24 protein-coding genes are annotated in these 26,376 nt (G+C 57.0%); 10 read left to right on the forward strand and 14 right to left on the reverse strand.

Going from position 1 to position 26,376, the window contains the following annotated elements; genetic code table 11:
• Window position 1: 1 nt before the first annotated feature.
• Window positions 2-361 carry a RidA family protein gene (locus FRH_RS01625; protein WP_281997644.1) on the reverse strand — a complete coding sequence of 120 codons (360 nt, stop codon included), beginning with the start codon at window positions 359-361 and terminating at the stop codon, window positions 2-4.
• A 57-nt stretch (window positions 362-418) separates the two neighbouring features.
• Window positions 419-919, reverse strand: coding sequence for an Lrp/AsnC family transcriptional regulator (locus tag FRH_RS01630; protein ID WP_139526485.1), 501 nt, complete (start codon window positions 917-919; stop codon window positions 419-421).
• A 249-nt stretch (window positions 920-1,168) separates the two neighbouring features.
• Between FRH_RS01630 and FRH_RS01635 the strand changes: the two genes are divergently transcribed.
• Window positions 1,169-2,854: a 2-isopropylmalate synthase gene (locus FRH_RS01635; protein ID WP_139526484.1), complete on the forward strand. Its 1,686-nt coding sequence runs from the start codon at window positions 1,169-1,171 to the stop codon at window positions 2,852-2,854.
• Window positions 2,855-2,908: 54 nt separating this feature from the next.
• On the opposite strand, the gene FRH_RS01640 is transcribed toward FRH_RS01635, so the two are convergent.
• Entirely contained in the window at window positions 2,909-3,763 is an 855-nt protein-coding gene (locus tag FRH_RS01640) for a universal stress protein (protein WP_139526483.1), read from the reverse strand.
• Window positions 3,764-3,948: 185 nt separating this feature from the next.
• Here FRH_RS01640 and crcB (FRH_RS01645) point away from each other — a divergent pair, with 185 nt between their 5' ends.
• Genes crcB (FRH_RS01645) through FRH_RS01655 form a run of 3 tightly spaced genes read left to right on the forward strand, consistent with a single transcriptional unit; the run spans window position 3,949 to window position 5,734 of the window.
• Window positions 3,949-4,326 carry a fluoride efflux transporter CrcB gene (gene crcB, locus FRH_RS01645; RefSeq protein WP_219861607.1) on the forward strand — a complete coding sequence of 126 codons (378 nt, stop codon included), beginning with the start codon at window positions 3,949-3,951 and terminating at the stop codon, window positions 4,324-4,326.
• 18 nt (window positions 4,327-4,344) lie between these two features.
• Window positions 4,345-4,740, forward strand: coding sequence for a fluoride efflux transporter CrcB (crcB, locus tag FRH_RS01650; RefSeq protein ID WP_281997645.1), 396 nt, complete (start codon window positions 4,345-4,347; stop codon window positions 4,738-4,740).
• Between the two features lie 7 nt (window positions 4,741-4,747).
• Entirely contained in the window at window positions 4,748-5,734 is a 987-nt protein-coding gene (locus FRH_RS01655; protein WP_153842717.1) for an arsenic resistance protein, read from the forward strand.
• 30 nt (window positions 5,735-5,764) lie between these two features.
• Here the strand turns inward: FRH_RS01655 and FRH_RS01660 are convergent, their stop codons facing one another.
• Complete coding sequence (locus FRH_RS01660; protein ID WP_139526480.1) at window positions 5,765-7,255, reverse strand: SulP family inorganic anion transporter; 1,491 nt, start codon at window positions 7,253-7,255, stop codon at window positions 5,765-5,767.
• A 500-nt stretch (window positions 7,256-7,755) separates the two neighbouring features.
• On the opposite strand from FRH_RS01660, the gene FRH_RS01665 reads away from it, so the two are divergent.
• Window positions 7,756-8,769, forward strand: coding sequence for an isocitrate dehydrogenase (locus FRH_RS01665; protein WP_139526479.1), 1,014 nt, complete (start codon window positions 7,756-7,758; stop codon window positions 8,767-8,769).
• 2 nt (window positions 8,770-8,771) lie between these two features.
• Here the strand turns inward: FRH_RS01665 and FRH_RS01670 are convergent, their stop codons facing one another.
• A complete protein-coding gene (locus FRH_RS01670) occupies window positions 8,772-9,548 on the reverse strand; it encodes a ZIP family metal transporter (RefSeq protein ID WP_139526478.1) in 777 nt (258 codons plus the stop codon).
• Between the two features lie 282 nt (window positions 9,549-9,830).
• On the opposite strand from FRH_RS01670, the gene FRH_RS01675 reads away from it, so the two are divergent.
• Together FRH_RS01675 and FRH_RS01680 are read left to right on the forward strand one after the other, a co-directional pair.
• Window positions 9,831-10,472: a DUF3047 domain-containing protein gene (locus tag FRH_RS01675; protein WP_281997646.1), complete on the forward strand. Its 642-nt coding sequence runs from the start codon at window positions 9,831-9,833 to the stop codon at window positions 10,470-10,472.
• Between the two features lie 134 nt (window positions 10,473-10,606).
• On the forward strand, window positions 10,607-11,875 hold the full coding sequence (locus FRH_RS01680; protein ID WP_281997647.1) for a PAS domain-containing methyl-accepting chemotaxis protein: 1,269 nt from the start codon (window positions 10,607-10,609) through the stop codon (window positions 11,873-11,875).
• 74 nt (window positions 11,876-11,949) lie between these two features.
• On the opposite strand, the gene FRH_RS01685 is transcribed toward FRH_RS01680, so the two are convergent.
• The 7 genes from FRH_RS01685 to FRH_RS01715 form a co-directional block, all read right to left on the reverse strand.
• Entirely contained in the window at window positions 11,950-12,600 is a 651-nt protein-coding gene (locus tag FRH_RS01685; protein WP_281997648.1) for a peroxiredoxin, read from the reverse strand.
• Window positions 12,601-12,702: 102 nt separating this feature from the next.
• Entirely contained in the window at window positions 12,703-13,740 is a 1,038-nt protein-coding gene (locus FRH_RS01690) for a CNNM domain-containing protein (RefSeq protein WP_281997649.1), read from the reverse strand.
• A gap of 99 nt (window positions 13,741-13,839) precedes the next feature.
• A complete protein-coding gene (locus FRH_RS01695; RefSeq protein ID WP_281997650.1) occupies window positions 13,840-15,768 on the reverse strand; it encodes a diguanylate cyclase in 1,929 nt (642 codons plus the stop codon).
• Window positions 15,769-16,085: 317 nt separating this feature from the next.
• Complete coding sequence (locus tag FRH_RS01700) at window positions 16,086-16,625, reverse strand: TetR/AcrR family transcriptional regulator (RefSeq protein ID WP_176558225.1); 540 nt, start codon at window positions 16,623-16,625, stop codon at window positions 16,086-16,088.
• Window positions 16,626-17,066: 441 nt separating this feature from the next.
• Entirely contained in the window at window positions 17,067-17,534 is a 468-nt protein-coding gene (locus FRH_RS01705) for an S-ribosylhomocysteine lyase (protein ID WP_239295969.1), read from the reverse strand.
• Between the two features lie 51 nt (window positions 17,535-17,585).
• Window positions 17,586-17,936 carry an antibiotic biosynthesis monooxygenase gene (locus tag FRH_RS01710; protein WP_139526471.1) on the reverse strand — a complete coding sequence of 117 codons (351 nt, stop codon included), beginning with the start codon at window positions 17,934-17,936 and terminating at the stop codon, window positions 17,586-17,588.
• Window positions 17,937-17,999: 63 nt separating this feature from the next.
• Entirely contained in the window at window positions 18,000-18,677 is a 678-nt protein-coding gene (locus tag FRH_RS01715) for a haloacid dehalogenase type II (protein WP_281997651.1), read from the reverse strand.
• A 192-nt stretch (window positions 18,678-18,869) separates the two neighbouring features.
• On the opposite strand from FRH_RS01715, the gene FRH_RS01720 reads away from it, so the two are divergent.
• From FRH_RS01720 to FRH_RS01730, 3 genes are all read left to right on the forward strand, one after another.
• Window positions 18,870-19,559 carry a response regulator transcription factor gene (locus tag FRH_RS01720; RefSeq protein WP_139526469.1) on the forward strand — a complete coding sequence of 230 codons (690 nt, stop codon included), beginning with the start codon at window positions 18,870-18,872 and terminating at the stop codon, window positions 19,557-19,559.
• Entirely contained in the window at window positions 19,556-20,941 is a 1,386-nt protein-coding gene (locus FRH_RS01725; RefSeq protein ID WP_281997652.1) for a sensor histidine kinase, read from the forward strand. Before FRH_RS01720 ends, FRH_RS01725 begins: the two co-directional genes overlap by 4 nt.
• Window positions 20,942-21,024: 83 nt before the next feature.
• Entirely contained in the window at window positions 21,025-22,980 is a 1,956-nt protein-coding gene (locus FRH_RS01730; protein ID WP_281997653.1) for a TonB-dependent receptor, read from the forward strand.
• A 129-nt stretch (window positions 22,981-23,109) separates the two neighbouring features.
• Here the strand turns inward: FRH_RS01730 and FRH_RS01735 are convergent, their stop codons facing one another.
• Both FRH_RS01735 and FRH_RS01740 read right to left on the reverse strand, forming a co-directional pair.
• Window positions 23,110-24,543, reverse strand: coding sequence for an aspartate aminotransferase family protein (locus FRH_RS01735; protein WP_281997654.1), 1,434 nt, complete (start codon window positions 24,541-24,543; stop codon window positions 23,110-23,112).
• 185 nt (window positions 24,544-24,728) lie between these two features.
• Window positions 24,729-26,225, reverse strand: coding sequence for an NAD-dependent succinate-semialdehyde dehydrogenase (locus FRH_RS01740; protein ID WP_281997655.1), 1,497 nt, complete (start codon window positions 26,223-26,225; stop codon window positions 24,729-24,731).
• Between the last annotated feature and the right edge of the window lie 151 nt (window positions 26,226-26,376).

The following is a 26,376-nucleotide window of genomic DNA, read 5'->3' on the forward strand; positions in this document are numbered from 1 at the left end:
GTTACGCACCCACGGCCGTCGTCACGGTAATCTCGACTTTCAGCTCATCGGCAGGCATCGGCGCGCATACGCAGGTGCGTGCCGGTGCATGGCCTTTCGGTACCCAGGCATCCCATACCTCGTTCATGGCGGCGAAATCACTGCCAGCTTTCAAGTAAATCGTGGCGCTTAGCAGTTGTTCTCGGCTAGAGCCGATCTCTTTTAAAAGCGCATCGACGCGCGCCAGCATGCTCTCGGTTTGTGCTTTGATATCGCCGTGGCGAGCCTCGGGGCCTGCTACCTGACCGCATAAATAGGCCACCCCCTGATGTATGACGGCACGGCTCATGCGGGCTTTTGTATCATGGCGCTGAATATGCATAGATCGAACTCCTGGCTAGAAGAAAAAAAGCAGTGTAAACCGCTATGCCGCCGCTGCCTACGCTTCGTTAGCCAGCGAGTATGAGGTAGGCACGGGGCGATGCTCGAACACCCGGCGCAACACGAAACTCGTATGGGCGCCGGTGACGCCTTCGATGCGGTTGATCACATGGAGCAGCAAGTGTTGATAATCGTCCATGTCTCTCACCAGGATTTTGAGCTGAAAATCGGCGGCTTGCCCGGTAATGATCAAACACTCCACCACGTTGGGAATGTTACGGATATGACGCTCGAAGTTATCGAAGCGCTCGGGGGTGTGCTGATCCATCGAGATATGCAGCAGCGCCATGAGTTGAAAGCCGAGCGGCCGCGCATCGACCACCGCTCGATACTGGATGATCAAGCCGTGCTCTTCCAGGGCTCGCACGCGCCGTAAGCACGGCGAAGGGGACAGTCCAATGCGTTCGGCCAGTTCCTGATTGCTGATACGCCCCTCCTGTTGCAACACGTCGAGGATGCGGCGATCAAAACGGTCGAGGGTCAAAGGCGCGTTGGCCACAGCGATATCTCCTACCAAAATAAGAATTTAATTCGATATATTCTGCCATTTTTTTGCGCTAACGCCATATTTTCGCAATAACCTTTCGCGCCATGTGTCGTAGACTATGTTGACTGCCAAAAGCAGTCCTCGATTGACGCCTTACCCAGGCGTCCTCCCTAGGCTCTCCCTGACCCGGAAGAGCACGCCACAGCGGCTTGCGCCACCAGCGGCCGCCCCAAACAACTCACCGTTCTCAGGAAATTCACCATGCCTGCTTTTGATCATCGCAAATATCGTCCTGCTCCCCGGGTGCCCGCGTTCGACCGTCAGTGGCCCGACCGGGAGCTGACTCAAGCGCCCATCTGGGTGAGTGAAGACCTACGCGATGGCAACCAGGCCCTGCTCGAGCCGATGACGGTAGAGCAGAAACAGCGCTTCTGGCATCAGATCATCAAGGTCGGTATCAAAGAAGTGATGGTCGGCTTTCCCTCCGCCAGCCAGCCGGATTACGATTTCGTGCGCTGGCTGATCGAAGAGGATCAAATTCCTGACGACGTGACCATCGCCGTGCTCGTGCAGTGCCGCGAACACCTGATCGAAAAAACGTTTGCGTCATTGGTGGGCGTCAAGCGCGCCATCATCCACCTGTATAACTCCACGTCCACGATCCAACGGGAGCGGGTGTTCGAGATGGATCGCGACGGTATCACCGATATCGCCGTGCAAGGCGCAACGTGGGTCAAGACCTATGCGGCCCAATATCCCGACGTCGATTGGCGCTTCCAGTACTCACCGGAGAGCTTCTCCAGCACCGAAATCGATTTCTCCCTGGCCATCTGCGAAGCGGTGATGGATGTCTGGCAGCCCACCCCAGACAACAAGTGCATTCTCAACCTGCCCACCACCGTGGAAGTGGCAGGCCCCCACCATCACGCCGATCAGATCGAGTACTTCTGCCAGCACATCAGTCGCCGCGATAGCGTGATCATTTCGGTGCATACCCATAACGACCGGGGCGGTGCCGTGGCGTCGGCAGAGCTTGCACTACTGGCGGGGGCCGACCGTGTCGAAGGCACCTTACTGGGAAACGGTGAACGCACCGGCAACATGGATATCGTTACGCTGGCCATGAACCTCTACAGCCAGGGTATCGATCCCAAGCTGGATCTTTCCAACCCCGACGAGATCATTCAGGTGGTGCACGAGTGTACAGGGATTGCCATGCATCCCCGTCACCCCTGGGTAGGTGAGATGGTGTATACCGCCTTTTCTGGCAGTCACCAGGATGCGATTCGTAAATCGCTCAAGCACCAAAAACCCGACGAACCGTGGCAAGTGGCCTATTTGCCCATCGACCCGCACGATATCGGGCGGGACTATCAGGCCGTCATTCGGGTTAACAGCCAGTCGGGCAAAGGCGGCATGGCCTTTCTGTTGGAGCGCGACTACGGCATCAGCCTGCCTCGTTGGATGATGCTCGCGCTGGCCCCCTACGTACAACAAGAGAGCGAACGCCGTAATAGCGAGCTCTCCAGCGAAATGATTCGACAGGTGATGTTCGACCATTTCTCCCATGGTGCGCCGCTGTCCCTCGCCGACTATCGACTCTCGAAGGGGCAGCAGGAAGGGATCGACATCACGCTGTGGCAGGGTGCCGACACGCTGCGCTTATCAGGGACCGGCAATGGCGCCATGTCGTCGTTCACCGATGCCTGGAGACGCCATACTGGTAGCCACGTCGCCATTCTCGATTACAGCGAACACTCACTGGGCGGCGACAGCGAAGCCAACGCCATTGCCTTCGTGCAGCTCAACATCGATGGTCAGCGGGTGTGTGCCGTGGCGGAGGATAGCGATACGGTGAGCGCATCGCTCAAAGCCGTGCTGTCGGGGATTAATGCGACTCAGCCCGCTCGCGCCGAGCAGCGGGAAGTGGCTAGTAGCACCGCCTGATCGGTACCCCGGCCGCTGCCAAACGCGCGGCGGCCGGGCGACCATCGCTTTACATCAGCGTAAAATCAACACCGGTAAGTGGGCATTACGCAACATCGCCGTGGTAGTGCTACCCACCAGCAGATGACGAATGCGCGAGTGACCGTACGCGCCCATCACGAGCAGGTCGATCCCCTTTTCCTCTTTATAGGCACGCAGCGCTTCTTCGACGTCTCCCGCTCGAATGGCACCTTCGGTATGGTGTCCTGCCGACCGAAGCGTCTCGGTGGCCCACTCGAGCTGCGAGCGATTCTCGGCGGTTTCGGCCCCCACGATCACCACGTGACACTCAGCGCCCTCGAATAGCGGGCTTTTTGCCAGCATTTCTACCCCTTTGCGGGCGGTTTTGCTGCCATCGAAGGCCATCAGAATGCGCTTGGGTGGGGCGAATGCCTTCGGCACCATCAATATGGGCCGATGCAGCTCGCGAACGACGCGCTCGAGGTTAGACCCTAGATGGCCGCTGGCTTGGTGCGCCGTTTCTCCTCGTTTGCCGAGCACCAACAGGCGGATCTCCTTTTCATGCTCCGCCAAGGTATCCACCAATGTGCCGTTACGCTGCATGCAGGGAGTGTCTGCAAAACCGGCTGCCTCGCTGCGCGCTTTGGCAGCATCCAGCATCAAACGCCCCTGCTCGCGGGCGAGCTTTCCCCTCTGCTCTTCGATGTCCGAAAGCTGTTCCAAGAGGTGCTCGCGGGTGCCTAGGCCAAGATGGCCGGTCAGATCGGGCTCGGCGACTTGGGCATGGTTATCGACGGTGTGCAGAAAACGCAGCGGAGCCGAGAGCGCCGTGGCGGCCCACACCGCATAGTCACAGACACTTTCTGAGTAGTGGGAACCATCGATGGCGGCTAACACGTAGTCAGACATGGGGGTGTCTCCTTACACGGGTGCATGAACAGTGATCGTCATTCTGACTCTTTTGTACACGAAGAGGTGGATCGGCAACACCGTAGCACCGGCTTTTTTGAGTAATGGCCGACTTCTGCGTCCCTCCCGTCGCAATGCTACACTTAGCCGCCTAGCGATTTCACCACGACAGCGCGAGGCGTAGCATGGGGCACGGCATCACGAGTCTATTACTCGTCGCACTGGGCGGTGCACTGGGAGGATTGGGACGCTTTGCGATCTCCAATACCATGGCCCGCTTACTGGGCAACGCCTTCCCCTGGGGAACACTCGTCGTCAACGCTAGCGGAGCGCTGCTGGCAGGCTGGCTGCTAGGCGTTTACGGCGTGCCCAACACACAGCCGTTTTGGCTATTTGCGCTAGCGGGTCTGCTCGGCGGCTATACCACGGTATCGTCGTTTAGCTTACAGACCCTCGAGCTGTGGCAGCGCGGCCAGGCGTTGCGCGCCGCCCTCAACATGGTCGCCACGCTACTGTTGGGCGTCGCCACGGCAGCGCTGGGCTGGTGGCTGGCCCAGGCTTGAAGAGCAGAGGAGCCCTCGATGAATCTTAACGCCTATCTTGCCGTTGGCCTTGGCAGCGCTCTGGGCAGCGTGCTGCGCTATGGCGTTTCGCTGGCGTCGATGGCCGTGCTGGGTGGCCACTTCCCTTGGGGGACATTGCTGGTCAACGTGTTGGGTTCTTGCCTCATCGGCTGGCTCGCCGCGACGACGACCCGCCTGCCCCAAAGCGCGCTGGCACAACAGCAACCGCTGCTAATGGCAGGTTTCTGCGGGGGATTCACTACCTTCTCACTGTTTAGCCTGGAAACGCTGCACTTGGCCCAGCAGGGCAGCCTAGGGCTGGCGCTGCTCTACGGTATAGGCAGCTTACCGCTGTGCGTAGCCGCCGCCTGGATGGGCGAGCGCTTGGCCTTTTTAAACCAACCAGTGGCCTAAGCTCTTGATACGTGAACAGCTCGAACAGCAGCAGTCATGGATTTATCTGGCGTTTATCGCGCTCGGACTTTGCCTTGGCCTATTGGCTCCAGAACCAATGGCAGCGTTTGAGCAGGCACTATGGCCGCTGCTCGGTTTACTGCTCTTCGCCACGTTCACCCAAATCCCGCTGCTGCAAATAAAGCAGGGTCTTCAAGATACGCGCTTCATAGCGGCGCTGTTGATAGGTAATTTTGTCGTGATTCCTGCACTGCTGGGGGTGTTGGTGGTGTGGATTCCCTTGCCGCTGCCCGTGCTGGCAGGCGTTTTATTGGTGCTGCTGATGCCTTGCACCGACTGGTTTATTACCTTTACGCACTTAGGCCAAGGCGACGCAGCCCGCGCCATTGCCGCGACACCCCTTTTATTGCTCGTGCAGATGGTGGCACTACCTGCCTATCTATGGCTATTGCTAGGCAGCGAATGGTTGCAATTAACACTCTCCCCTACGTTACTGAGCGCCTTTTTGAGCTTGATAGTGCTGCCCCTGCTGCTCGCCTGGCTCACGGAGCGCGCAGCGCAGAGATCCGCCACTATCGAACGGGCTACCCGAGCACTGGGATGGATGCCGGTACCGCTTTTAGCCTGCGTGTTGCTGATCATTGCGGCGACTCAGGTCACACAGGTGTTGACCCTGCGTCAGCTACTCGGGCACGCAGTGTTGATCTTCATAGGCTTCTTGATCGTCGCGGCGCTGCTCGGCAAAGCGCTTGGCCACCTCTTTCAACTGCCGCCCACCAGCACACGCACACTGGTGTTTAGCTTCGGCACCCGTAATTCCTTCGTCATGCTGCCCATCGCTCTCACCCTACCCAATGGCTGGCAAGCCGCGGTGGTCATCATCGTGTGCCAATCGCTGGTCGAGTTACTGGGTATGGTGGCATACCTTCGCTGGGTACCGAAGCGTCTAATTCCCAGCAAAGACACAAAAAAAGCCGACGCTCACGGCAAGTAAGCGTCGGCGATGACAGGATGCCCGTGAGGATTAATGGCCGCCCATCAGTTTATCGACCGCTTCCGGGTCGTTATGAACGGCGTAGCGATCCACGACAGTGGCGCTTGCTTCGCTCAAGCCCACTAGGTCTACCTCGGTGCCTTCGCGACGGAACTTGATCACCACGCGGTCCAGTGCCTGAACGGCGGTCACATCCCAAAAGTGCGCTTTCGATAAATCAATGGTGACTTTGTCGATGCTCTCTTTGAAGTCGAACGCAGCCATAAAACGCTCGGATGAGGCAAAAAACACCTGCCCCACCACCTGATACTCGCGCTGTTTGCCGGCCTCTACCTCTTTCGAACCAACGTACATGATGTTGCCGACTTTGTTGGCAAAAAACAGCGCCGCCAGCAGTACGCCCACGAAAACCCCGATCGCCAGATTGTGGGTACCGACCGTGACGGCCACCGTTGCCAGCATGACGATATTGGTGCTCAACGGGTGCTTCTTCAGATCGCGAATGGACTCCCAGCTAAAGGTGCCAATCGAGACCATGATCATCACCGCCACCAGCGCTGCCATGGGAATTTGCGACACCCAGTCTGCTAGGAATACCACCATCAGCAGAAGCACCACGCCCGCGATCAGTGTCGATAGGCGCGTCCGGCCGCCCGACTTGATGTTGATCACTGACTGGCCGATCATCGCACAACCGGCCATGCCGCCCATAAAACCCGCCCCAATGTTGGCGATGCCTTGGCCTTTACACTCGCGATTTTTATCACTAGGCGTATCGGTAAGGTCATCTACAATGGTGGCCGTCATCATCGACTCAAGCAGACCCACCACGGCCAACATCACAGCATAGGGGAAAATGATCATCAGCGTTTCAAGGTTCAACGGCACGTTTGGCCACAGGAAAACCGGCAGCGTATCCGGCAGCTCGCCCATATCCCCCACGGTGCGAATATCCATACCGCTCACCATGTACACCACCGTCAGTACCACGATGCATACCAGCGGCGAAGGCACCGATTTTCCGATCATCGGCAGATAGGGGAACAGATAGATAATGCCCAGGCCTACCAGCGTCATGGCATACACGTGCCACGTCACGTTGGTCAGCTCCGGCAGTTGCGCCATGAAAATCAGAATCGCCAGCGCATTCACGAACCCGGTGACCACCGAGCGAGATACGAACCGCATGAGTTCCGCCAGCCGCAGGTAACCCGCGATGATTTGCAGCACGCCGGTCAGCAGCGTGGCGGCCAGCAGGTACTCTAGCCCGTGCTCTTTCACTAGCGTCACCATCAGCAGCGCCATCGCCCCTGTCGCGGCAGAAATCATACCTGGGCGGCCACCGGTAAAGGCGATCACCACCGCAATACAGAACGAAGCATAGAGCCCTACTTTCGGGTCCACGCCAGCAATGATCGAAAAGGCGATCGCTTCAGGAATGAGCGCCAGCGCGACGACAATACCGGACAGCGTGTCGCCCTTGATGTTAGAAAACCACTCATGCTTGCTGAAAGGTGCCATTCAGGGAGTCCATGGTTTGAGGTTTAAAGATAGTGCGTGCCATAGCCGCACAGAGGCAGCAAATGAGCACACATTAGTCATAGCTTGTCGAATGAATGCTACCGAACGAAGACGCACACGCGTCGGTAGCCAAATAGCGGCATCGGAGTGCCATAGCGCCGGGATGACGCGACAAGCATCATGGCGCTGATAAGGAGGGAAAAACCTAGGGTGGAGTCATCAGCCCTGAAGTCGGCAGAGCAATGAATGCCCATGCATTGTTCATTACGGTTACACCTTGCTGTTCTATCATCGTTATTCAGGCGAGAGGCCAGACGTGCTGGTCGCCGTGAGCGCGGCATTCTACCAGCAAACAGGCCGATTGACACCCGCCTCCCTAGACGTTTAGACGATGACCTGCCCCCTAAGCTTGGCTTACCATGGCACTTGCATGGCGATATTACCGTCGCCTTCTCGACATCTTGACTCTTTCCCACGCTATCGAACGAGAGGACCCGCACATGAGCCAGACAGTCGCAGTGATCAAAGGTGATGGCATCGGCCCTGAGATCATGGACGCCACCCTGCAAGTGCTCGACGCACTCGAGTGCGGGTTGACCTACGAATTCATCGACGCGGGCTTGGTCGCGCTAGACAAACACGGCACGCTCATCCCGCAATCCTCGCTGGATGCCATCGAAAAGCACGGTATCGCTCTGAAAGGCCCGCTCACCACGCCGATTGGGAAGGGATTTTCATCGATCAACGTACAGCTACGCCGCCACTTCGATCTCTATGCCAACGTGCGTCCCGCCATCAGCTTTCCGGGCACGCGCTCCCGTTACGACGATATCGACATGATCACCGTGCGGGAAAACACCGAAGGGGCCTACCTCTCCGATGGCCAGGAGATGATTGACGACGGCAACACCGGCATTTCAGTGATCAAAGTGACCCGCCAAGGCTCCGAGCGCATCGTGCGTTACGCCTTTGAACTCGCCAAGCAAAACGGTCGCAAGAAAGTCACTGCCGTTCACAAAGCCAACATCATCAAAACCAGCTCCGGCCTGTTTTTGGACGTAGCCCGCGACATCGCCAGCGAGTATCCCGAGATCGAATTCCAAGAGATGATCGTGGATAACGCCTGTATGCAGCTGGTCATGAACCCTCATCAGTTCGATGTGGTGGTCACCACCAACCTATTCGGCGATATTCTATCCGACCTCTGCGCCGGTCTCGTAGGAGGTTTGGGCCTCGCCCCAGGGGCGAACATCGGTGAGAAAGCAGCGATTTTCGAAGCGGTACACGGCTCAGCCCCCGACATTGCAGGCAAGAAAATTGCCAACCCCTGTGCCCTACTGCTCGCCGCCGCCCAGATGCTCGACCATCTCGGCATGACCGCCAAGGGGGATGCCATTCGTCAGGGGATTCGCGCCGTGCTCGAAAACCGCCGCGACATGGTGACACCCGATATGGGCGGCACCGGCACTACCGATACTTTTGCCCAGGCGCTCGTAGAACACTTGCAACGCTGAGCCTAGCCCAGCCACACATCGAGAAACAGCATGATCACCAAGCCCATCGCCAGGCCAAACGTCGCTTTCTTCTGATGGCCGCAGCGGTGGGTTTCGGGAATGATTTCATGGCTGATCACATAGAGCATGGCCCCTGCCGCAAACGCCAACCCCCAAGGCAGCAGTACTTGGGAGACGGTGACGACGCTAGCACCAAAGAGCCCCCCAATCGGTTCGATGAGCCCGGTCAACGCGGCGATCGACCAGGAGCGCCACTTGGAGTAACCCTCGCCCATCAGCGCGACGGCCACCGCCAGCCCTTCCGGCATGTTCTGTAAGCCAATACCTATCGCTAGCGGCATACCTCCTTCTAGGCCATTGGCACCAAAACCAACGCCGACCGCTAACCCTTCCGGCAGATTGTGAATCGCAATGGCAAACACGAATAGCCAAACGCGGCGCAGCGATGCGGCTTCGGGCCCTTCCCGCCCCTGTTGAAAGTGCTCGTGGGGCAACCCCTCGTTGAGTAAGGCAAGGGCACCCATACCTAGCAAAATGGCAGTGCAGACGAGAGCCGCAGGCACCGGCCCGCCAGCATAGTAAATCTCAGCGGCGTCGAGTGCGGGAATGATCAGTGAAAAAAACGAGGCCGCCAGCATCACACCCGCGGCAAAACCCAGCGCTAAATCTCGAAACCCTCGACTCGGCGTGGTTCCCAGCAGTACTGGCAGAGCCCCCACTGCGGTCAATGACCCCGCCACCAAACTCCCTACGACTCCTAGTACCAGCGTATTTTCCATGAGAAATCATTGACTCGATATGTCATATAAAAAGGTGAGATAACCGCTGACGACGTCTGTAAGGAAACGGGCGTCTGGGTCACCCATTGGCGAATCAGTGTAACCTCACATGGCGATGTCTTCGAGAGCACTCGAAGTACAGCTGGGTTCGCGAGCAGGGGTCAATCGTAGGTTAACGTGCATGAAAGCGACACCCTGCGCGCAGTTAGAGAGATGACCACTATGACAACGAAAAGAAAGCATCAAAACGGTATGTGCGGCACGTCTTGGCCATGTCTCATCATGACGTTCTTAATCAGCGTTAACATCACTCATCACGCCTCGGCGCAAGAAGTACGCTTTACACCAGAGCGAATCATGACATGGCCAACGCGCAGCTTCGCTGGGGAAACGCGCTACCGCGTGGTGGAAAAATCCGGCCAGCGCGTGCTTCAAGCAGACGCCTTGGGGCAAGCCTCCGCTCGCTATCTTGAGCGAACCATCGACCTAAACGCCACACCGTATCTGCACTGGTGCTGGCGAGTTAGCACTACCTACCCGGGGCTTGACGAAACGACCAAAGCGGGCGACGACTACCCCGCAAGAGTATACGTTGCCCGAAAAACAGGCCTATTGCCCTGGCAAGTGGAATCCGTGAATTACGTTTGGGCGTCTGAGCAGCCGCAGGGAGCTCATTGGCCCAATGCGTTTACTGACCGCGCTCAGCTTCTGGCACTGCAAAGCGGCGAACACAACGTAGGCCAGTGGCAGGCGGAAGTACGCGACGTGCGCGCCGACTATCGCGCCCTGTTCGGCAGCGCGCCCGATGAGATTCACGGCATCGCTTTAATGAGCGACGGCGATAACGCTGGCGGCAGCGCAATAGCTTGGTTCACCCACTTGGGGTTCTCCGCCGATGCTACCCCACCTACCTGTCCATACTAGTCAACATATGTTAAAAAAGATACTTAACGCTACCCATGTGACATTTTGTGTCACACTGATACAAAACAGTGTTTTCTATAAGAAACTGGTCTACTCTTAGCGCATTTATAATAACGTGATTGAGAGTCTGCCCCATGTTTAGCCCCTTCCCCTCTGATAACTTGCGCGACGCCCTGGCGCAACATACGGCCTGCATTTACTTCACTCCCGCAGGCATCATTCAAGATGCCAGCCCGCAGTTTCTGGAAACGGTGGGATACTCTCTGGCAGAGATCAAAGGTCAGCATCACCGTCTTTTCTGCTATCCAGAAGATACTCAGAGCGCAGCCTATGCCACCTTTTGGGAAGCACTCGCCGCAGGAGAGCGTCAGCAAGGTCGTTTCCGGCGCATCAATGCCCACGGTGAGGAAGTGTGGCTAGAGGCCACTTATGTCCCTATTAAAAATCGTCGAGGCAATGTCGTACAGGTGTTCAAAGTGGCCACTGACGTCACCGACAAACACCAGCGCGCCGCCCGTGAACGCGCGATTTTACAGGCGCTGGATAGCTCCATGGCAGTCATCGAATTTACCCCAGACGGTTACATCTTGGATGCTAACCGTAACTTCGAGCAGGCCATGGGCTATTCGCTAGGTGACATTCGTGGCAAGCATCACCGTATGTTTTGTACGAAGGAGTTCTACCAGCAGCGCCCAGACTTCTGGAAGCAGCTCGCCAAGGGTGAGTTCAAGCAAGGCAAGTTCATGCGCTTGAATGCAAAGGGCCGCGTGGTATGGCTGGAAGCCACGTACAACCCCATCGTGGACGGTGATGGCAAGGTGGTGAAGGTGGTGAAATTCGCCACGGACATTACCCGTGCCATGGAAGCATCCGAAGCCGCTCGCGCGACCGTGGGAAGCGCCCGCGTGTCGTCTCATCAGACCCAGCGCATTGCGCAAGAGGGACTCGAGCATCTGCGAAACGTCCTCTCTCACTTTCAGCATGCCAGCCACACGCTGGGAGACGCGCAGCGCCTGATTAGCGACCTAAACAAACAGGCAGAGCAAATCAACAAAACGGCCAACACGATTGCTCAAATTGCCAGCCAAACTAACTTGCTTTCCCTCAATGCTGCCGTGGAAGCCGCCCGTGCGGGTGAACAAGGGCGTGGCTTTGCGGTCGTGGCTAACGAGGTGCGTCAGCTCGCCCGAGGCTCAAGCGACGCCGTCAACGAGATCACCCGAGTGCTCAAAGAGAATAGCGCTCTAGTGCTGCGCACCACTGAGGCGATGCAACAGGTCGTGGAGCAGGGGCAAACCAGCCAGACCAGCGTGCAGCAGATCGAGGCGATCGTGAACGACATTCTTCAGGGGGCACAAAGCGTTTCTCACTCCATCGAACACCTGACGCTCGAACCTGCATGACGGTGACGCCCTATGAACACGAAAGCCCCGCCAGCTTGCGCTGACGGGGCTTTTAACACGTGCTATCGGCGTGCTTAACGCAGCTTGGTCTTGCGCAGGTAAGGCAGCACGGCATCAAACTCACCAAACTTCTGCTTGGCATCCTCGTCGGAGACACTGGGTGGAATGATGACATCCTGTCCGACCGTCCAATCCGCCGGGGTGGCGATGCCATGCTTCGCGGTGGTTTGCAACGCATCCAACGCCCGCAAAATCTCCGCAAAGTTACGGCCAACGGTCATCGGGTAGGTCATGGAAAGCTTGAGCTGCTTGTCCGGGCCGATGATGAAGACCGAACGCACCGTGGCGCTATCGGCGGGCGTGCGGCCATCAGGCAGGTAGGCATCTTCCGGCAGCATATCGAACAGCTTGGAGACCTCGAGACCTTCGTCGGCAATGATCGGGAAGCCGACGCTACTGCCGCTCACGGTTTCGATGTCGCCCGCCCAGCGCTTGTGATCTTCGACGCCATCGACGGACACACCGATGACCTTGGTACCACGCTTTTCCCACTCGGCACTTAGCGTTGCGACGGCGCCGAACTCCGTAGTGCACACCGGCGTGAAATCTTTCGGATGTGAGAACAGAATCGCCCAGTTGTCGCCGATCCAATCGTGAAAACGGATCGGCCCGTGGCTCGTCTCTGCTTCGAAATCAGGCACGACTGCATTGATACGTAATGACATCGTTGCTCCTCGTTGAAATGAAGTGGTCCTCATACCTTATATGACTTTCAACGCCTTCACTATAGAACGTTTAGTGCTAAAGCAATGAAATGATGGCAGCGCTCACTCGGCCGGTTTTACCTCTTTCTCTTCGCGTTTGATCCGCTTGACCCAGCGCTGTTTTGCATAGTGGCGCAAGTTCGCCACGCTATCGGTCTCATCGACGATATCTTGACCCAGGATGGTTTCGATAATGTCCTCCAGGGTGATCAGACCCACGAAGGTACCGTGCTCATCGTAGACCACGCGCATATGAAGGTGATCTTTCAACATGGAGGTGAAGACCTGCTCCACATTATTGGAGACGTCGACGCTGCCGATGGGATGCATCAATTCACGCATCGTCTTGGTGTCATCGGCGTGGTACATATCCGATTTATGCACATAGCCAAACGCCTGCTCGCCGTTATCCATCACCGGAAAGCGTGTGAATGGCGCCTTTCCGTACTGCTCGTCGAACTCGCTGACGGTCATGTTGGGTGGCACGGTCTCACACACGGTGCGTGGCGTCATAGCCTTGTTCACCGTAATATCGTGCAGGTTGAGCATGTTGATGATGGTGCGTGATTCGTCAGCATCCAACACCTCCTCTTCGAGCCCCACCCGCGCCAATACTTTGATTTCGTCACGCAAATCCACGTCATGTTCAGATTTACCTAGACGGCGAGTAATCTGCTCTGACATCCAAATGAACGGTAGTAACCCTACGATCATTGGATTGAGGAGTTTTGGCAATACAGGGGCCAAAGCACGCCAGTAGGTCGCACCAATCGTTTTGGGGATGATCTCTGAAAGGATCAGAATCAACATGGTCATGACCGCAGACACGATCGCAATGGAAGACTCGCCGAACACCACCGCCGCCTGGGCACCGACAGCCGTGGCACCGACGGTATGCGCAATCGTATTGAGCGTCAGAATCGCCGCCAGGGGCCTATCGATATTGGTTTTTAACTTGGTCAGCGCGGTATGTAGCTTTGGATTGTCTTCTTTTTGCTTGGCAATATAGCTCGGCGTAATCGACAGCAGCGCTGCCTCAAGGATGGAACACAGAAAGGAAAACGCGATTGAAAGGGTAGCAATCGTGATGAGAAGGAACATGGAAGCTCTTGGTAGTGGGTGAAATAGCCTTATAGAGACTCAACATTAGGCTGTCAATCATTAGAGCTTAGGCAATTCATTGCTGCACTGCTAGCCCACCTATGTAAAATGTGTCGATATGCTCGGCATGTGCCATCTCACCCGATTGCGTCCCTCTTTTTTGGCACGATACAGCGCCATATCGGCATGGCGTAAATCCTCTTCCCAATGTTCATCACTCCCGCAGGGGCTCACTTGGCAAGCGCCAATGCTCACTGTGACATGCACCGCCCCTTCACTGGTCAAAACAGGCTTTTCAGCGATCCCTCGCCGAAGTGTCTCTAGCGTTGGGGCGTCATGAGTGTCGCACAAGCAGACGCCAAACTCCTCGCCGCCCATACGTGCGACCAAGTCATCCGTACGTAGCGAGTTGCTGAGACGATTGGCCACCTCCTTGAGTACCTCATCGCCTACATGATGTCCGTATTGATCGTTGATCGACTTGAAATAATCAATATCGATGACAGCAACAGTAAAGGTAAACCTCGCTTGTAAATAAAAGGCCATTGCGCGCTCCACAAAAGCGCGCCGATTTGGCAATGTCGTCAACATATCGGTTTCAGCGAGATAACGTAGCTGCTGTTCTGCATGATGGCGGGACTTTTCCACTTCCAAGGCATAAAAGAGGGCGCCTAACGTATCTAAAAGTGGCTGAAAAAAGAGGGCGTCCTCGTCAGTGTAGTCGTCTTGTTTATTGGCGAGCCCTATCATACCGACAGTGTCATCGGCAATTTTGATAGGTAACCCTAAAAACCTCTGTAGCGGTGGATGCCCGGCAGGCGTACCGCGAGATGCATGATGCTGACGAGGGCGATTGGCAATCACGACATGACCACTGGTCACTACGTGGCCAAACAAATTGTCCAGATTATTGAAAAACAGTTCGCCCCGCTGGTAAGCCCGGTACTGTTCATTGGTCTCCTCGCTCCAGCTAATGTTCGATAGGGCGTGGATAAACAGGGATTTCTCCCCGTCGCTTCGCACTTGCACCTGGCCGATCAGTCCAAACTGGCTCTCTGCGAGATATAACAGCTCATCGAAGATCAGTTCACAGGAGTGGCGAATGTCTTTTTCGCGAAGAAAAACGCTCTGGGCGCGGTTCATGAAGTTGAGTAGCTGCACCTGCTTTCGCTCCCGAAGCTCGGCGCTCTTTTTCTCCGAAATATCCCGCGTGATGCAGGTTAAACGCAGCGGCCTCCCTGCGCTGTCATTGGCCACCACCCGGCCATAGGAGTTGACCCACAGCCAATGGCCCTCGGCATGACACATGCGATACTCGACGTTCAATACGCCGTCCTCCTGCGCCAAGAGCCGCCGGATAGCGTTATTGACCGACGTGAAGTCCTCCGAATGAATCAAACGTTTCCAGAAGCTGGAGCGACTCTCCACCTCATCGCACTCCAGGCCCAGCATCTCACACCAACGCTGATTGAATACACTGTGATCGTTGGCTATCTCCCAGTCCCAAACGCCCACGTCAGCAGACTCGATCATCATGGCGAAATCACTATTACTGATGCCTGATCTTTGCTTATCGATAAGATAGATGTAATCGCTAATGAAGTAACTCAGCGACTCCAAAAAACGTAGGTCTTTCTCAGACAGCGTATTGGGCCGGTTATCGATCAAGCAAACGGCCCCTACCTCGCGACCGCCTGCCGTGAGGGGCACGCCCGCATAAAAGCGTATGTGCGGCGCTGCTAGCACCAGTGGATTATCGCAAAAATCAGGATGTTGGCTGGCATCCTCGATCACCAATGGAGCCCGTAAAGCTACCACGTGGCGGCAGAATGCATCCTCCAACGACGTAACATCTACGTCTAACCCTGATTTGGCGATAAACCACTGTTTCTGACCCAGAACGGAAACCAGCGCAATGGGAAATTCGAAAAAGTCTGCGACGGAAGCAATGAGCTTATCCAGTGCGTCGGTGTCGACGTCAAGAGACAACTTATAGTGACGAATGTGTTGCCAGCGCTTGTTGAGCATTACGTTATACCCTGGTGGCATCGACCCAGTTGCCCACATCATAGACTAGCTATACTTTATCTCGCGCCAGGGTAGCACTGTCAATTGGTAAAACGCCTCGTTTTCTAAGCACCATTACTTTCAGATGCTTACTTCAAAAAGTTGATAATTTTTAACATTAATGAAACACAAGGAGTGATACGACCAGTGTGCAATTAGGCTAAAACCTAAAGAGCAATAAAATAGCAAAAGAACCAAGCGGACACTTTTTATTATATGCTTCATCAAACATTTAGCTGCGCTGATAGGCGTACTGCACATGCACAAGTACGTGCACCTTAGCGACTCGCCAGCGTGCGTAATACATGTTCGACCTGCGCTTTCGCTTGCTGTTGATTGACACCACTTTTGAGTAGTAACCGCAGCCCTGACATAGAGAGCGTCAAGAAGTACGCCAAGCTGCCTGCATCATGTCCCGGAGAGATAGCGCCTTCTTGCTGTGCTTGTTCAATCACCGTAACGAAGAAATCGGTGATGGCCTGAACACTCTGCTTGGCCGCCTGGGCCTCTGCGCTGTCACCGTTACCCAACTCAGTGGCCGAGTTGAATATCAAGCAGCCCAACGCCGCTTGCTCGCTCTCTGCCTGCTCGGCAGTGCGTGTCAGTAAACAGTCGATAAAGTGCCAAGCGCTCTCTTGTTGCGCGAGCAATGTCGCTAGCTCTCCCAAAAGCTGATCCCGGTAACGTGTCAGCGCTTCGGTAAAAAGCGCTTCTTTACTGCCATAAGCATGATAGAGGCTACTGCGGGAAATGTTCATGGCACTCAGCAAATCGCGCAACGATGTATGATGGTAGCCCGAACGCCAAAATGATTGCATAGCAGCGCTCAATGCCGCTTCTGGCTCATGCTGCATCGGTCTTCCAACACCCATGTATCTACCCCACTGCCTGTCTGACTCATTAGCGGCCTAATATACCATGGGCGGTCTCGTTTGCGCCGGGCGCCCTGCCACGCGTTTTACGACAACTGTCGCAGTTTTGTTAAGGTAACGGCAGTACCCTGCTAATCGACGCCCCACGCTTGATGGCGTTTATGTGAAAACAAGTTTGGGTCCGTAAGGCAACAAGTGACTTTGCTAGTTAACTAGATGCACAACGCGACTAGGCAGAGCAACCGAAAATGAAGCCTTGTTAAAAGCGGGTAATGCGCACTATCGGGTGTTAAAGAGGCTCTTGGCCTACGCACCAAAGACGCTGCCCCCACACCAAAACGCCCCCAATTAAGGGGGCGTTTGGCGTTTTAGATTAACGCCAGGGTTTTAAGCAAAGACCTCGGTCCATTCACTGCGCTTGGCCAGCAGACCTTTGGCAAGCGCCTGGGCGCCTTCCAAGCTGTGGCTGGCGGCCCAGCCGCACTGCATTTCGTTGCAAGCGGGCACCTCGGTGGCGGTAAGTACGTCGTTGAGGGTCTGCTCGATGATCGACAGCACATCGTCGTAATCATCGTGGTTGATCAGCGCGATGTAAAAGCCGGTCTGGCAGCCCATCGGGCTGATATCGACCACTTTATCCGTGTGATTGCGCGACATTTCCGCCATCAAATGCTCCAGGGAGTGCAGCGCAGGCATCTCCATGTGCTCTTTGTTAGGCTGGCAGATACGTAGATCGTATTTATGGATACGGTCGCCGTTCTGGCCCTCTTTGATATCGGCCAAACGTACGTAGGGGGCTTTTACCTTGGTGTGATCCAGGTTAAAGCTTTCGACGTTCATCTTTTTCTCGGTCATATGGGCTCCATCATCGTTCGGTTTTGGTCGCCTATTCTACACGTTGTGCCCTCATGACACCTTGGGCGCATCAAAATTCCACGGCTCATCGGTGTAGACGCACACGTTGGCGTCTTCGATATCGCCATCGGGCGACTCAACGTGCTGGGCGAAGAACTCTTGAATTTCTTTGCGCTGGCAGTGCGCCTCGAACTCTTCACGACTGGCCCAAATCTCGTGAAACACGATGGGATAGCTAGTGCCCTGGGCAAACGGGTTATCGATTTGGCGGGTCACCGTGTAGTGCAGGCAGGCATCTTCGCGATGCGTATTAGGCTCCAGGCTCTGCAGCGCTTTGAAGACGGCTTCCTCTTTACCGGCTTTGGGTTTGAAGCTTGCGATGCAGTAGATTTTTTTCGACATGTCGTCTTACCCGTGATAACGAAAGCTGCCCCCATTATGGGGTCGATAGCGATGGATACCAACCTATCGCATCATGCGTTCTGCCAACGTCTCCAACTCGGGCACCGTCATATCGGGTTCGATCCCCCAAGGATCGAACGGTGCATCCGAATGGCGACGTACCCAGGCACTGCGCAAGCCCGCATGGGTGGCACCAATCACATCGAACGGGTTACTGGAGATGAGCCATGTGTTTTCCGGCCGCGTCTCTAACCGTGTGCGAAGATAGGCGTAAACGGCGGGGTCGGGCTTGAAGCGCTTAATGGCGTCGACACTCACCACGGCGTCCATGTGACTTTTCACCCCGGCGCGCGTCAACAGCTGATTGACGGCGTCTTCGGTACCGTTCGAAAACGCCACACAGCGAATACCGGCATCGCGCAGTCGATCCAGCGCAGGCACCACATCGGGAAAAGCGGGCAGCTCAGCATAAACCGCCATCAAGTGGTCACGATCGTTATCCGACAGGCCGGTTTGCAGCGCGCGGTCGGTAAATACCAGTGCCTCGCGGGTACACTCGGCAAAGGGCACATAGGCGCCCATCAGCCCATGGCGAAAGCTGTACTCTAGCTGTTTTTCCCGCCAGCGCTTGGCGAACTCTGCCGCCTGCTGCGCATCTTGCAGGCGACGTTCCAGCTCGATCGTCACGCCTTGGGTATCAATCAGCGTGCCGTATACGTCAAAAGCGAGTACCGGTTGCATGACAGGCTCCTTTCCAAACATTGATGGCTTTATGACGTTAAGCGTAGCGGGCTGGCCGAAAACCTCCATTAGCATGACATCTCACTTGGCCGTGAAAAGAGACCTCGCCTTGCGGTGTTCGTTTCATTACTTGCCAACATTAATGCAAACAATCATTATTATCATTCGCTAGAACAATGCTCTTTATGGTTCATGATGCCTGCTCCTCACCACCTCTTATTGATCGACGATGACCCTATCCTTGGTGAGCAGTTGATCACGCTGCTCAGCCAGCGTAACTACCGCGTTACTCACTGCCTGGATGCCGACAGCGGTTTTCGATGTGTACAGGAAAACGATATCCATCTGCTGCTACTGGACGTCCGACTGCCGGGCATGAGCGGCTTGGAGCTACTCGCAGTGCTGCGTGACAGGTTCTCCCTGCCCGTTTTAATGCTGAGCGCGTGCGGGGCCGAAGAAGAGCGCATCAAAGGGCTACAGCACGGCGCGGATGACTATTTGGCCAAGCCCTTCCACCCGCTCGAATTGGCGCTGCGTATCGACGCATTGCTGCGTCGCTCGGCCCCACCACCCGCTGCCCAAGCGCAGTGCTTGCAGGTGGATGACCTCTCCCTTGACGCCTCTCGCACAGAGCTCAAAGTGGCAGGGCAAGCCGTCGAGCTTACCCCGCTACAGTTTCGTTTACTGTGGCTGTTGGCCCATCACCGAGGCAAAACGCTGAGCAAGACGTATCTCTATCATCGCCTGTTTCAGCGGGAGTACAGCCCCTATGACCGTAGCCTGGATATGCACGTCAGCCGCGTTCGTCGTAAGCTCAGCGGTGCCGGTTTCGACGCGCTAAGGCTGCAAACTCAGCACGGCAAAGGGTACTGCTTGCAATGAGACAGCGATTGCTATGGAAGCTGTGCGGCATCGTGGCGACCGGCGGCATTGCGTTAGTGGTCTCGACGTCACTGCTCGAGAAATGGGCAGAGCGCCAAATGAGCGTGATTGCCCCGCATCACCAACACACCTTGGCAAGCTGGGGCGAGACTGCCGAAGCCCTTTACCGCGCGGGCGACGACGCCGCACTCGCCGACTGGCTAGACGCACTGCAAGCCCAGGAGAACACCTGGGCAGCGGTGGTTACCTCGAGCGTAACGCCAGTGGCTGGCGGCACGCTCTCCGAACAGTTTCAAGAGGGTTATCGGTTGGGCCGGCTGATCGAGTGGCCGATTCATCTCTATTTTCCCGACAATCCCATCATGGACATCACCTTCGAAGGCGGCCACCGTCACTTTTTAATTACCCTGCCCCAGCGCATGCGCCCGGGTAGCCACTTGAGAAGCGTCATTTGGCTCGTCAATGGTGTTATCCCGCTTCTGACGCTGTTAGCCATTGGCTGGCTGCTGTATCGACACATTAGCGGGCCGCTGCGCTACCTGCGCGATGCCACGCAGGCCATCAGTGACGGTCAGCCTCATCCGCCACCGAGCACGATGCCCCGTGACGACGAGTTAGGCGAGCTCATGCTCCGATTCGACGGCATGGCCAGCAAAACCCAAGCGACCATCGCTGCCCAGCGGCAGCTTTTGGCCGATCTCTCCCATGAAATTCGCGCGCCGCTGACACGCCTTGGCTTGGCGATCGAGCATATGAAAGCAGGCGCTAGCTCGCCTTCGTCCGTCGCTCGCCTGGAGCAGGAAAGTCAGCAGATGCGCCAGTTAGTCAATGATGCCCTGACGCTTGCTTGGCTGAGCCACGAGACACCGGTTTTGGGTACCGACACCTTTGATCTGGTCGACCTACTGGACGCTTTGTTGGACGACGCGCGTTTCGAGTACCCCGATCACTGCTGGAGCGTGTCGCTGCCGGAGAGCGCTCTGCTGTACCACTCTAGCCAGCGCGCATTGGGACAGGCGCTGGAGAATCTGTTACGCAACGCCTGCCACTATTCGTTGGCTACGTCACCGCCGCCCACAGTGACACTGTCTCTGACCCCCCAGCCGCGCGGCTATCGGCTAACCCTGCGCGATAACGGTCCAGGCGTCGAGGCCTCGCAGTTACCGCACTTGTTTACCCCCTTCTATCGCACAGCTGATGCACGCCGATGCCGCCCAGAAGGCACGGGGCTAGGACTTGCATTGGCACTGCGTCATATCCATGCCGTGCGCGGCAACATCGTCACACGTAACCACCCCGAGGGTGGTTTGGAACACCTCATCACACTGCCGAGAGATGCAGCCCAGCAAGGCATCGACCTACCCGCACACGATCAGTTGTAACAGTTGTAAAAACGCTAGCCAGCCGCGCACACTCAAACGAGAATAATAATCAAATAGAAAAATATGGGAGCCTACTCGTTACCATGCAGCCAACCGCTCGCTTTCTTCGTCATCCTCTTACGCTAACCATCGCTACTCTGATGAGCAGCACCGCGTTTGCTCAATCGCCAGCGTCGCTGGATACCCTTCACGTCGTCGGGGAAGCGCCTCTCCATGGCGACAGCGTGGTAGAGGCCGAGACGCTGGAGCGCTACCAAGCCGACGATCTTGGCGATCTATTCGATCAAGACCCACAAATCAGTGTGGGCGGCTCGCTCGGCATCGCACAGAAGCTCTACGTGCGAGGCATCGAAGACCCGCTGTTGAACGTCACCATCGACGGCGCGGCACAAAGCGGCAGCCTGTTTCACCATACGGGCCGTATTGGTGTAGATCCTGCCCTGCTCAAGCGCGTCGAAGTCACCACGGGGGCCGGTCGTGCCACTGATGGCCCCGGTGCCCTAGGCGGCAGCGTGCGCTTCGTCACTAAAGACCCCGATGATCTACTGCGTGATGGAGAGCGCTTGGGCGGGCTATTGTCGGCGGGAGCGGGCACCAACCCAGAAAGTTATCGCGTGAGCACCACCCTGTTTGGTCGCGTCAACGACCAGTGGAGCGCCATGGGCACTCTCGTCGAACGCGACCAGCAACGCTATGAAGACGGCAACGGCAGCGAACAGGCCGGCACCGAGGCCAATCAGCAGTTGGGCCAAGTGAAACTGCTAGGGGACTTCGGCACACAGCGTTTTACGCTCAGCCATGAGATTCGTCAGGACGAAGGCGAACGGGCCCAGCGGCCTCAATGGGTCGTTAGCGGCTTCAATCGCCTGTACTCGCTGGATGCTGAGCGCCAAACCAGTACGCTGAATTACCAACTGCGCCCGCAGGGGCAATCATGGCTCGACCTGGAAGCCACGCTGTACCACACCACGGCCGATGTGGAACAAAACGTCGCGGACCGCTGGGGACGTTATTTCGGCGAATCCGAGTCCACCGGGCTGACCCTTGCCAATACGAGCCGTGTGGGCAGCCACCGTATCGTTTACGGCATTGACTATCGTGATGACGAGGTCACCGCAGGTTACGAGGAAAACCCCACACAGGAACGCGAAAGCGGTGATATCGCCGGGATATTCGTACAAAACGACCTGCAGCTCACCGATGACGTTCGACTGGGAATCGGCGCCCGGTACGACCGTTATCGCCTCACCGATAATAGCGGCCTCTCTTACCGCGAGGACGACATAAGCCCCAATATCGACGCCGAGTGGATGGTCTCCGATCACGTCACGTTGAGCGCTGCCCATGCACGCGCATTCCGCGGCCCGAAAGCCCACGATGCGTTCAAGCTCGAAGGCGCCGCCAACGCCCCGGACCTTCGCGGCGAACAGGCCCGTAATAGTGAAATCGCCGCGCGCTTCGAGCAGGGCCCTTGGCAACTCAGTGCGGAGCTGTACCGTTCGACCATCGATGACGTCATTGCCGACCCCCTGGGCCGCCCTACCCTGTATCAGAACGTCGGCGATCTTGAATCCAACGGTTATGTGCTCAGCGCGAATTACCAGTGGGCATCACTGTCCGCCGGGCTGAGCTTCCATCACAATGATATCGAGCTGAATGGCCAGCCGCTGACCGTTTATGAGTACAACGGTATTGGTAACACCATCGGCAATACCTGGACGGCAAACGTCGACTACCAAGTCAATCGCGCCTGGCAGGTGGGCTGGCGTGGCCAGTTCGTCGAGGGCATTAGCGCCTTGGAGACCTCGGTGGGCACCATTAGCAAACCGGGGTATGGCGTACACGATGCCTATGTCCGCTGGCTTCCCACCCAAAGCGAGGACTTAGCGGTCACGCTAACCGTCAACAACTTGCTGGATAAGCAGTATCTGGACCATGCCAGCAACGCAGACTTCGAGCACCTCCCAGGCTATGAGGGCATCGTAGGGCTGGCCGAGCCCGGGCGCGACGTTCGCCTGGGCGTCGACTACCGGTTTTAATCCCAGTGTTCACTACGTACTGAAACGACACTGCCCGCAGCAAGCGGGCAGTGTCGTTTCAGTACGTAGTGAAACGACACTGCCCGCAGCAAGCGGGCAGTGTCGTTGGTCGAGTTATGCGTTCAGGCGTTAAATCGTGAAGGCGGCTTCCTGCTGGCCGGTTTTCAGGTCACCCGCACGCACCAGCTCATCGGTCACGCGGTCGATGGCGCGCTTGGCACGACCGATCATCTCGTCCACTTCGCCACGGTTGATGGTCAGCGGCGGCGCGAAGCCGAGAATGTCGCCCTGAGGCATGGCGCGGGCAATCAGATTTTCTTCCATAGCCGCTGCCGCCACCCGTGGGCCGACTTTCAGCGTGGGGTCGAAGTGCAGGCGCTGCTTGGCATCCGGTGAAAACTCCAGCGCCGCCATCAGGCCTACGCCGCGCACGTCGCCCAGCAACGGGTGGCCTTCGAAGGTCGCTTTCAACTGCTGCTGGAAGTAAGCGCCGGTTTCCGCCGCGTTACCCACTAGGTTTTCGCGCTCGATGATATCCAAGTTCGCCAGGCCAGCGGCACAGCCCAGGGCATGGCCAGAGTAGGTCCAGCCGTGACCGATGGGGCCATATTCGCCGGTACCCTGCTCCAGCACTTTCCATACCTTGTCGCCGACGATGACACCCGACAGCGGCTGGTAGGCGCTGGTCAGGCCTTTGGCGATGGTGATCAGGTCTGGCTTCATGTTGTAGTGGTGGCTACCGAAGTCGGAGCCGGTACGGCCAAAACCACACACCACTTCGTCGGCGATCAGCAGCACGTCGTACTTGTCCAGCACCGGCTGAATCGCTTCCCAGTAGCCTTCTGGCGGCGGCACGATACCACCGGTGCCCAGCACCGGCTCGCCGATGAAGGCGGCCACGGTGTCCGGACCCTCTTCCAGAATCATCGCTTCGAGCTTGTCCGCGCAGTAGGCGGAGAATTCGAGCTCGGTCATGCCGTGTTGTTCGGCGGCACGCAGGTAGTAGTGCGGCGCTTCGGTATGACGGATGGTTTCGATGGGCAGATCGAAGTGGTCGTGGAACGCCTTCAGGCCGGTCAGTGAGCCAGACGCGATGCCGGAGCCGTGGTAGCCGCGCATACGCGAGATGACCTTTTTCTTCTGCGGGCGGCCCAGCACGTTGTTGTAGTAGCGCACGATCTTGAGCTGGGTTTCGTTGGCGTCAGAGCCGGACATGCCGTAGTAAACCTTGGACATGTTGAGGCCCGCGATTTTCAATACGCGCTCGGACAGCTCGATTTGCGGCTCGTTGGAGTGGCCGACGTAGGTGTGGTAGTAGGAAAGCTCAAGCGCCTGCTTGTAAATCGCTTCCGCCACTTCGGTGCGGCCATAACCGATGTTGACGCAGTAAAGGCCCGCAAAACCGTCGATGAACTCACGGCCATCTTTATCCATGATGTGGATGCCTTTACCGCCGGTAATCACGCGGCCCGGCGCATCGCCATGGGCGAAATCACGCAAATGGGTAGAGGCGTGGAAGGTGACTTTGCGGTCGCGTTCGATCAGGTCCTGATGCAAGCTCATAACGTTCTCTCTGTACGATACGCCTTTCACATATTAGAAAGGCTTCAATTCAATAGTACTGGGGCCAGTGGGGCTGGATAGGGGCTAAGCGAACCGTCTTTTTCAGGGATGAAAAAGCCGAGCGCCCAGGGATGGGTCTACAGCGTGTTCGTGTGCCCCTATCCAGCCATGCACAATGGCGATATTTAACTACCCGATACGGAACCCAGCGCCCCCAGGCAGTAGTACTTCGTTTCCAAGTACTCGTCGATCCCCGTCGCGCCACCTTCACGGCCAAGGCCGGACTGTTTGACGCCGCCGAAAGGCACGGGCGGGCCGGTCATCTTCACCGAGTTGACGCTCACCATGCCGTACTCCAGCGCGCGCATCAGTTTCCAGATGCGGCGAATGTCATGGGTATAGATATACGCGGCCAGACCATATTCGGTGTCGTTGGCCATCTCGATCACTTCGTCGTCGCTACTATAAGCGGTAATGCCGGCCACGGGGGCAAAGTTCTCTTCCCGCCATACTTTCATTTGCGGCGTTACGCCCGTCAGCAGCACCGGCATGAAGAAGTTATCGCCCGGCGCTTGGCTTTGGTCACCCGCGATCAGGGTGGCACCTTTCGAAATGGCATCGTCCACAATCGCAGCAGCCTTTTCCACTGCCTGGCGATGAATGAGCGGGCCAAGGTCGACTTCGCCGTGCAGGCCGTTACCCACGCTAAGCGCCGCCATACGCTCGGTGAACTGGGCCACGAACTCATCGTGAATCGATTCGTGCACCAAAATCCGGTTAGCCGCTAGGCAGTCTTGCCCCGCCGTTTGGAACTTCGCGGCCACCGCCGCATAGGCGGCTTCTTTCGGATCCATATCCGGTCCAACGATGAACGGCGCGTTGCCACCCAGCTCCAGCGAAAGACGTTTTACCGTATTGGCGCTCTGTTCGATGAGCAGGCGGCCCACGCGGGTGGAGCCGGTGAACGAGAGCGCACGAATGCGCGGTTCGCTGCATAAAATCTTGGAGACTTCCGCAGGGTCCCCCAACACCACGTTGAAGATACCCTCCGGAATGCCCGCACGCTCGGCAAGCTCGGCCAGCGCCAGTGCCGAAAAAGGCGTCTCGTTGGCGGGCTTCACGATCACCGGGCAGCCTGCGGCCAGTGCAGCGGCGGCTTTACGGGTGATCATCGCCAGCGGGAAGTTCCAGGGTGTGATCATCGCGGCAATGCCTACCGGTTCCTTGATGGTGCCGAGCGATGCATTGGGAATGTGGCTTGGGATGGTTTCGCCGTAGGTGCGTTTGCCCTCTTCGGCGAACCAACGCACGAAGCTGGCACCGTACTCCACCTCACCACGAGCATCCGGTAGCGGTTTGCCCTGCTCCAGCGTCATGATAGTGGCCAAGTCTTCACGGTTGGCTTGAATAAGGTCGTACCACGCCAGCAGGCGTTCGCAGCGCTCATCGGCGCGCAGGGCACGCCAGTGAACGAACGCAGCTTCCGCCGCGTCCACCGCCGCCGTAATTTGGTTCGCCTCTAGCAGAGGAATATGACCAATGGCCTCATTCGTCGCGGGGTCAACCACCGCTTCTTCGCGGCCACCCTCGCCATGGGTCCATTTGCCATTCACATAGGCGTACTGCCGAAACAGGCGCGGATCTTCCAGACGTTTCACGAGCGTGGTGGATAGTGTGGTCATGAGTATCTCCCCAGGTGCAGCCAGTACGGTGAAGCCAGCCAACGGCGACACACCGTGTACATCGAAAGAGCCATTAACGGCGGTTAAGGCCGTGTGGAATCTATGTGCCTAGCGTAAGGGAGAACCATCACGAAGTGTTTTCGAAAGCGCC

The sequence above is a fragment of the Halomonas sp. A020 genome, from assembly GCF_027943625.1.
GTDB classification, from domain to species: Bacteria; Pseudomonadota; Gammaproteobacteria; order Pseudomonadales; family Halomonadaceae; genus Vreelandella; species Vreelandella piezotolerans.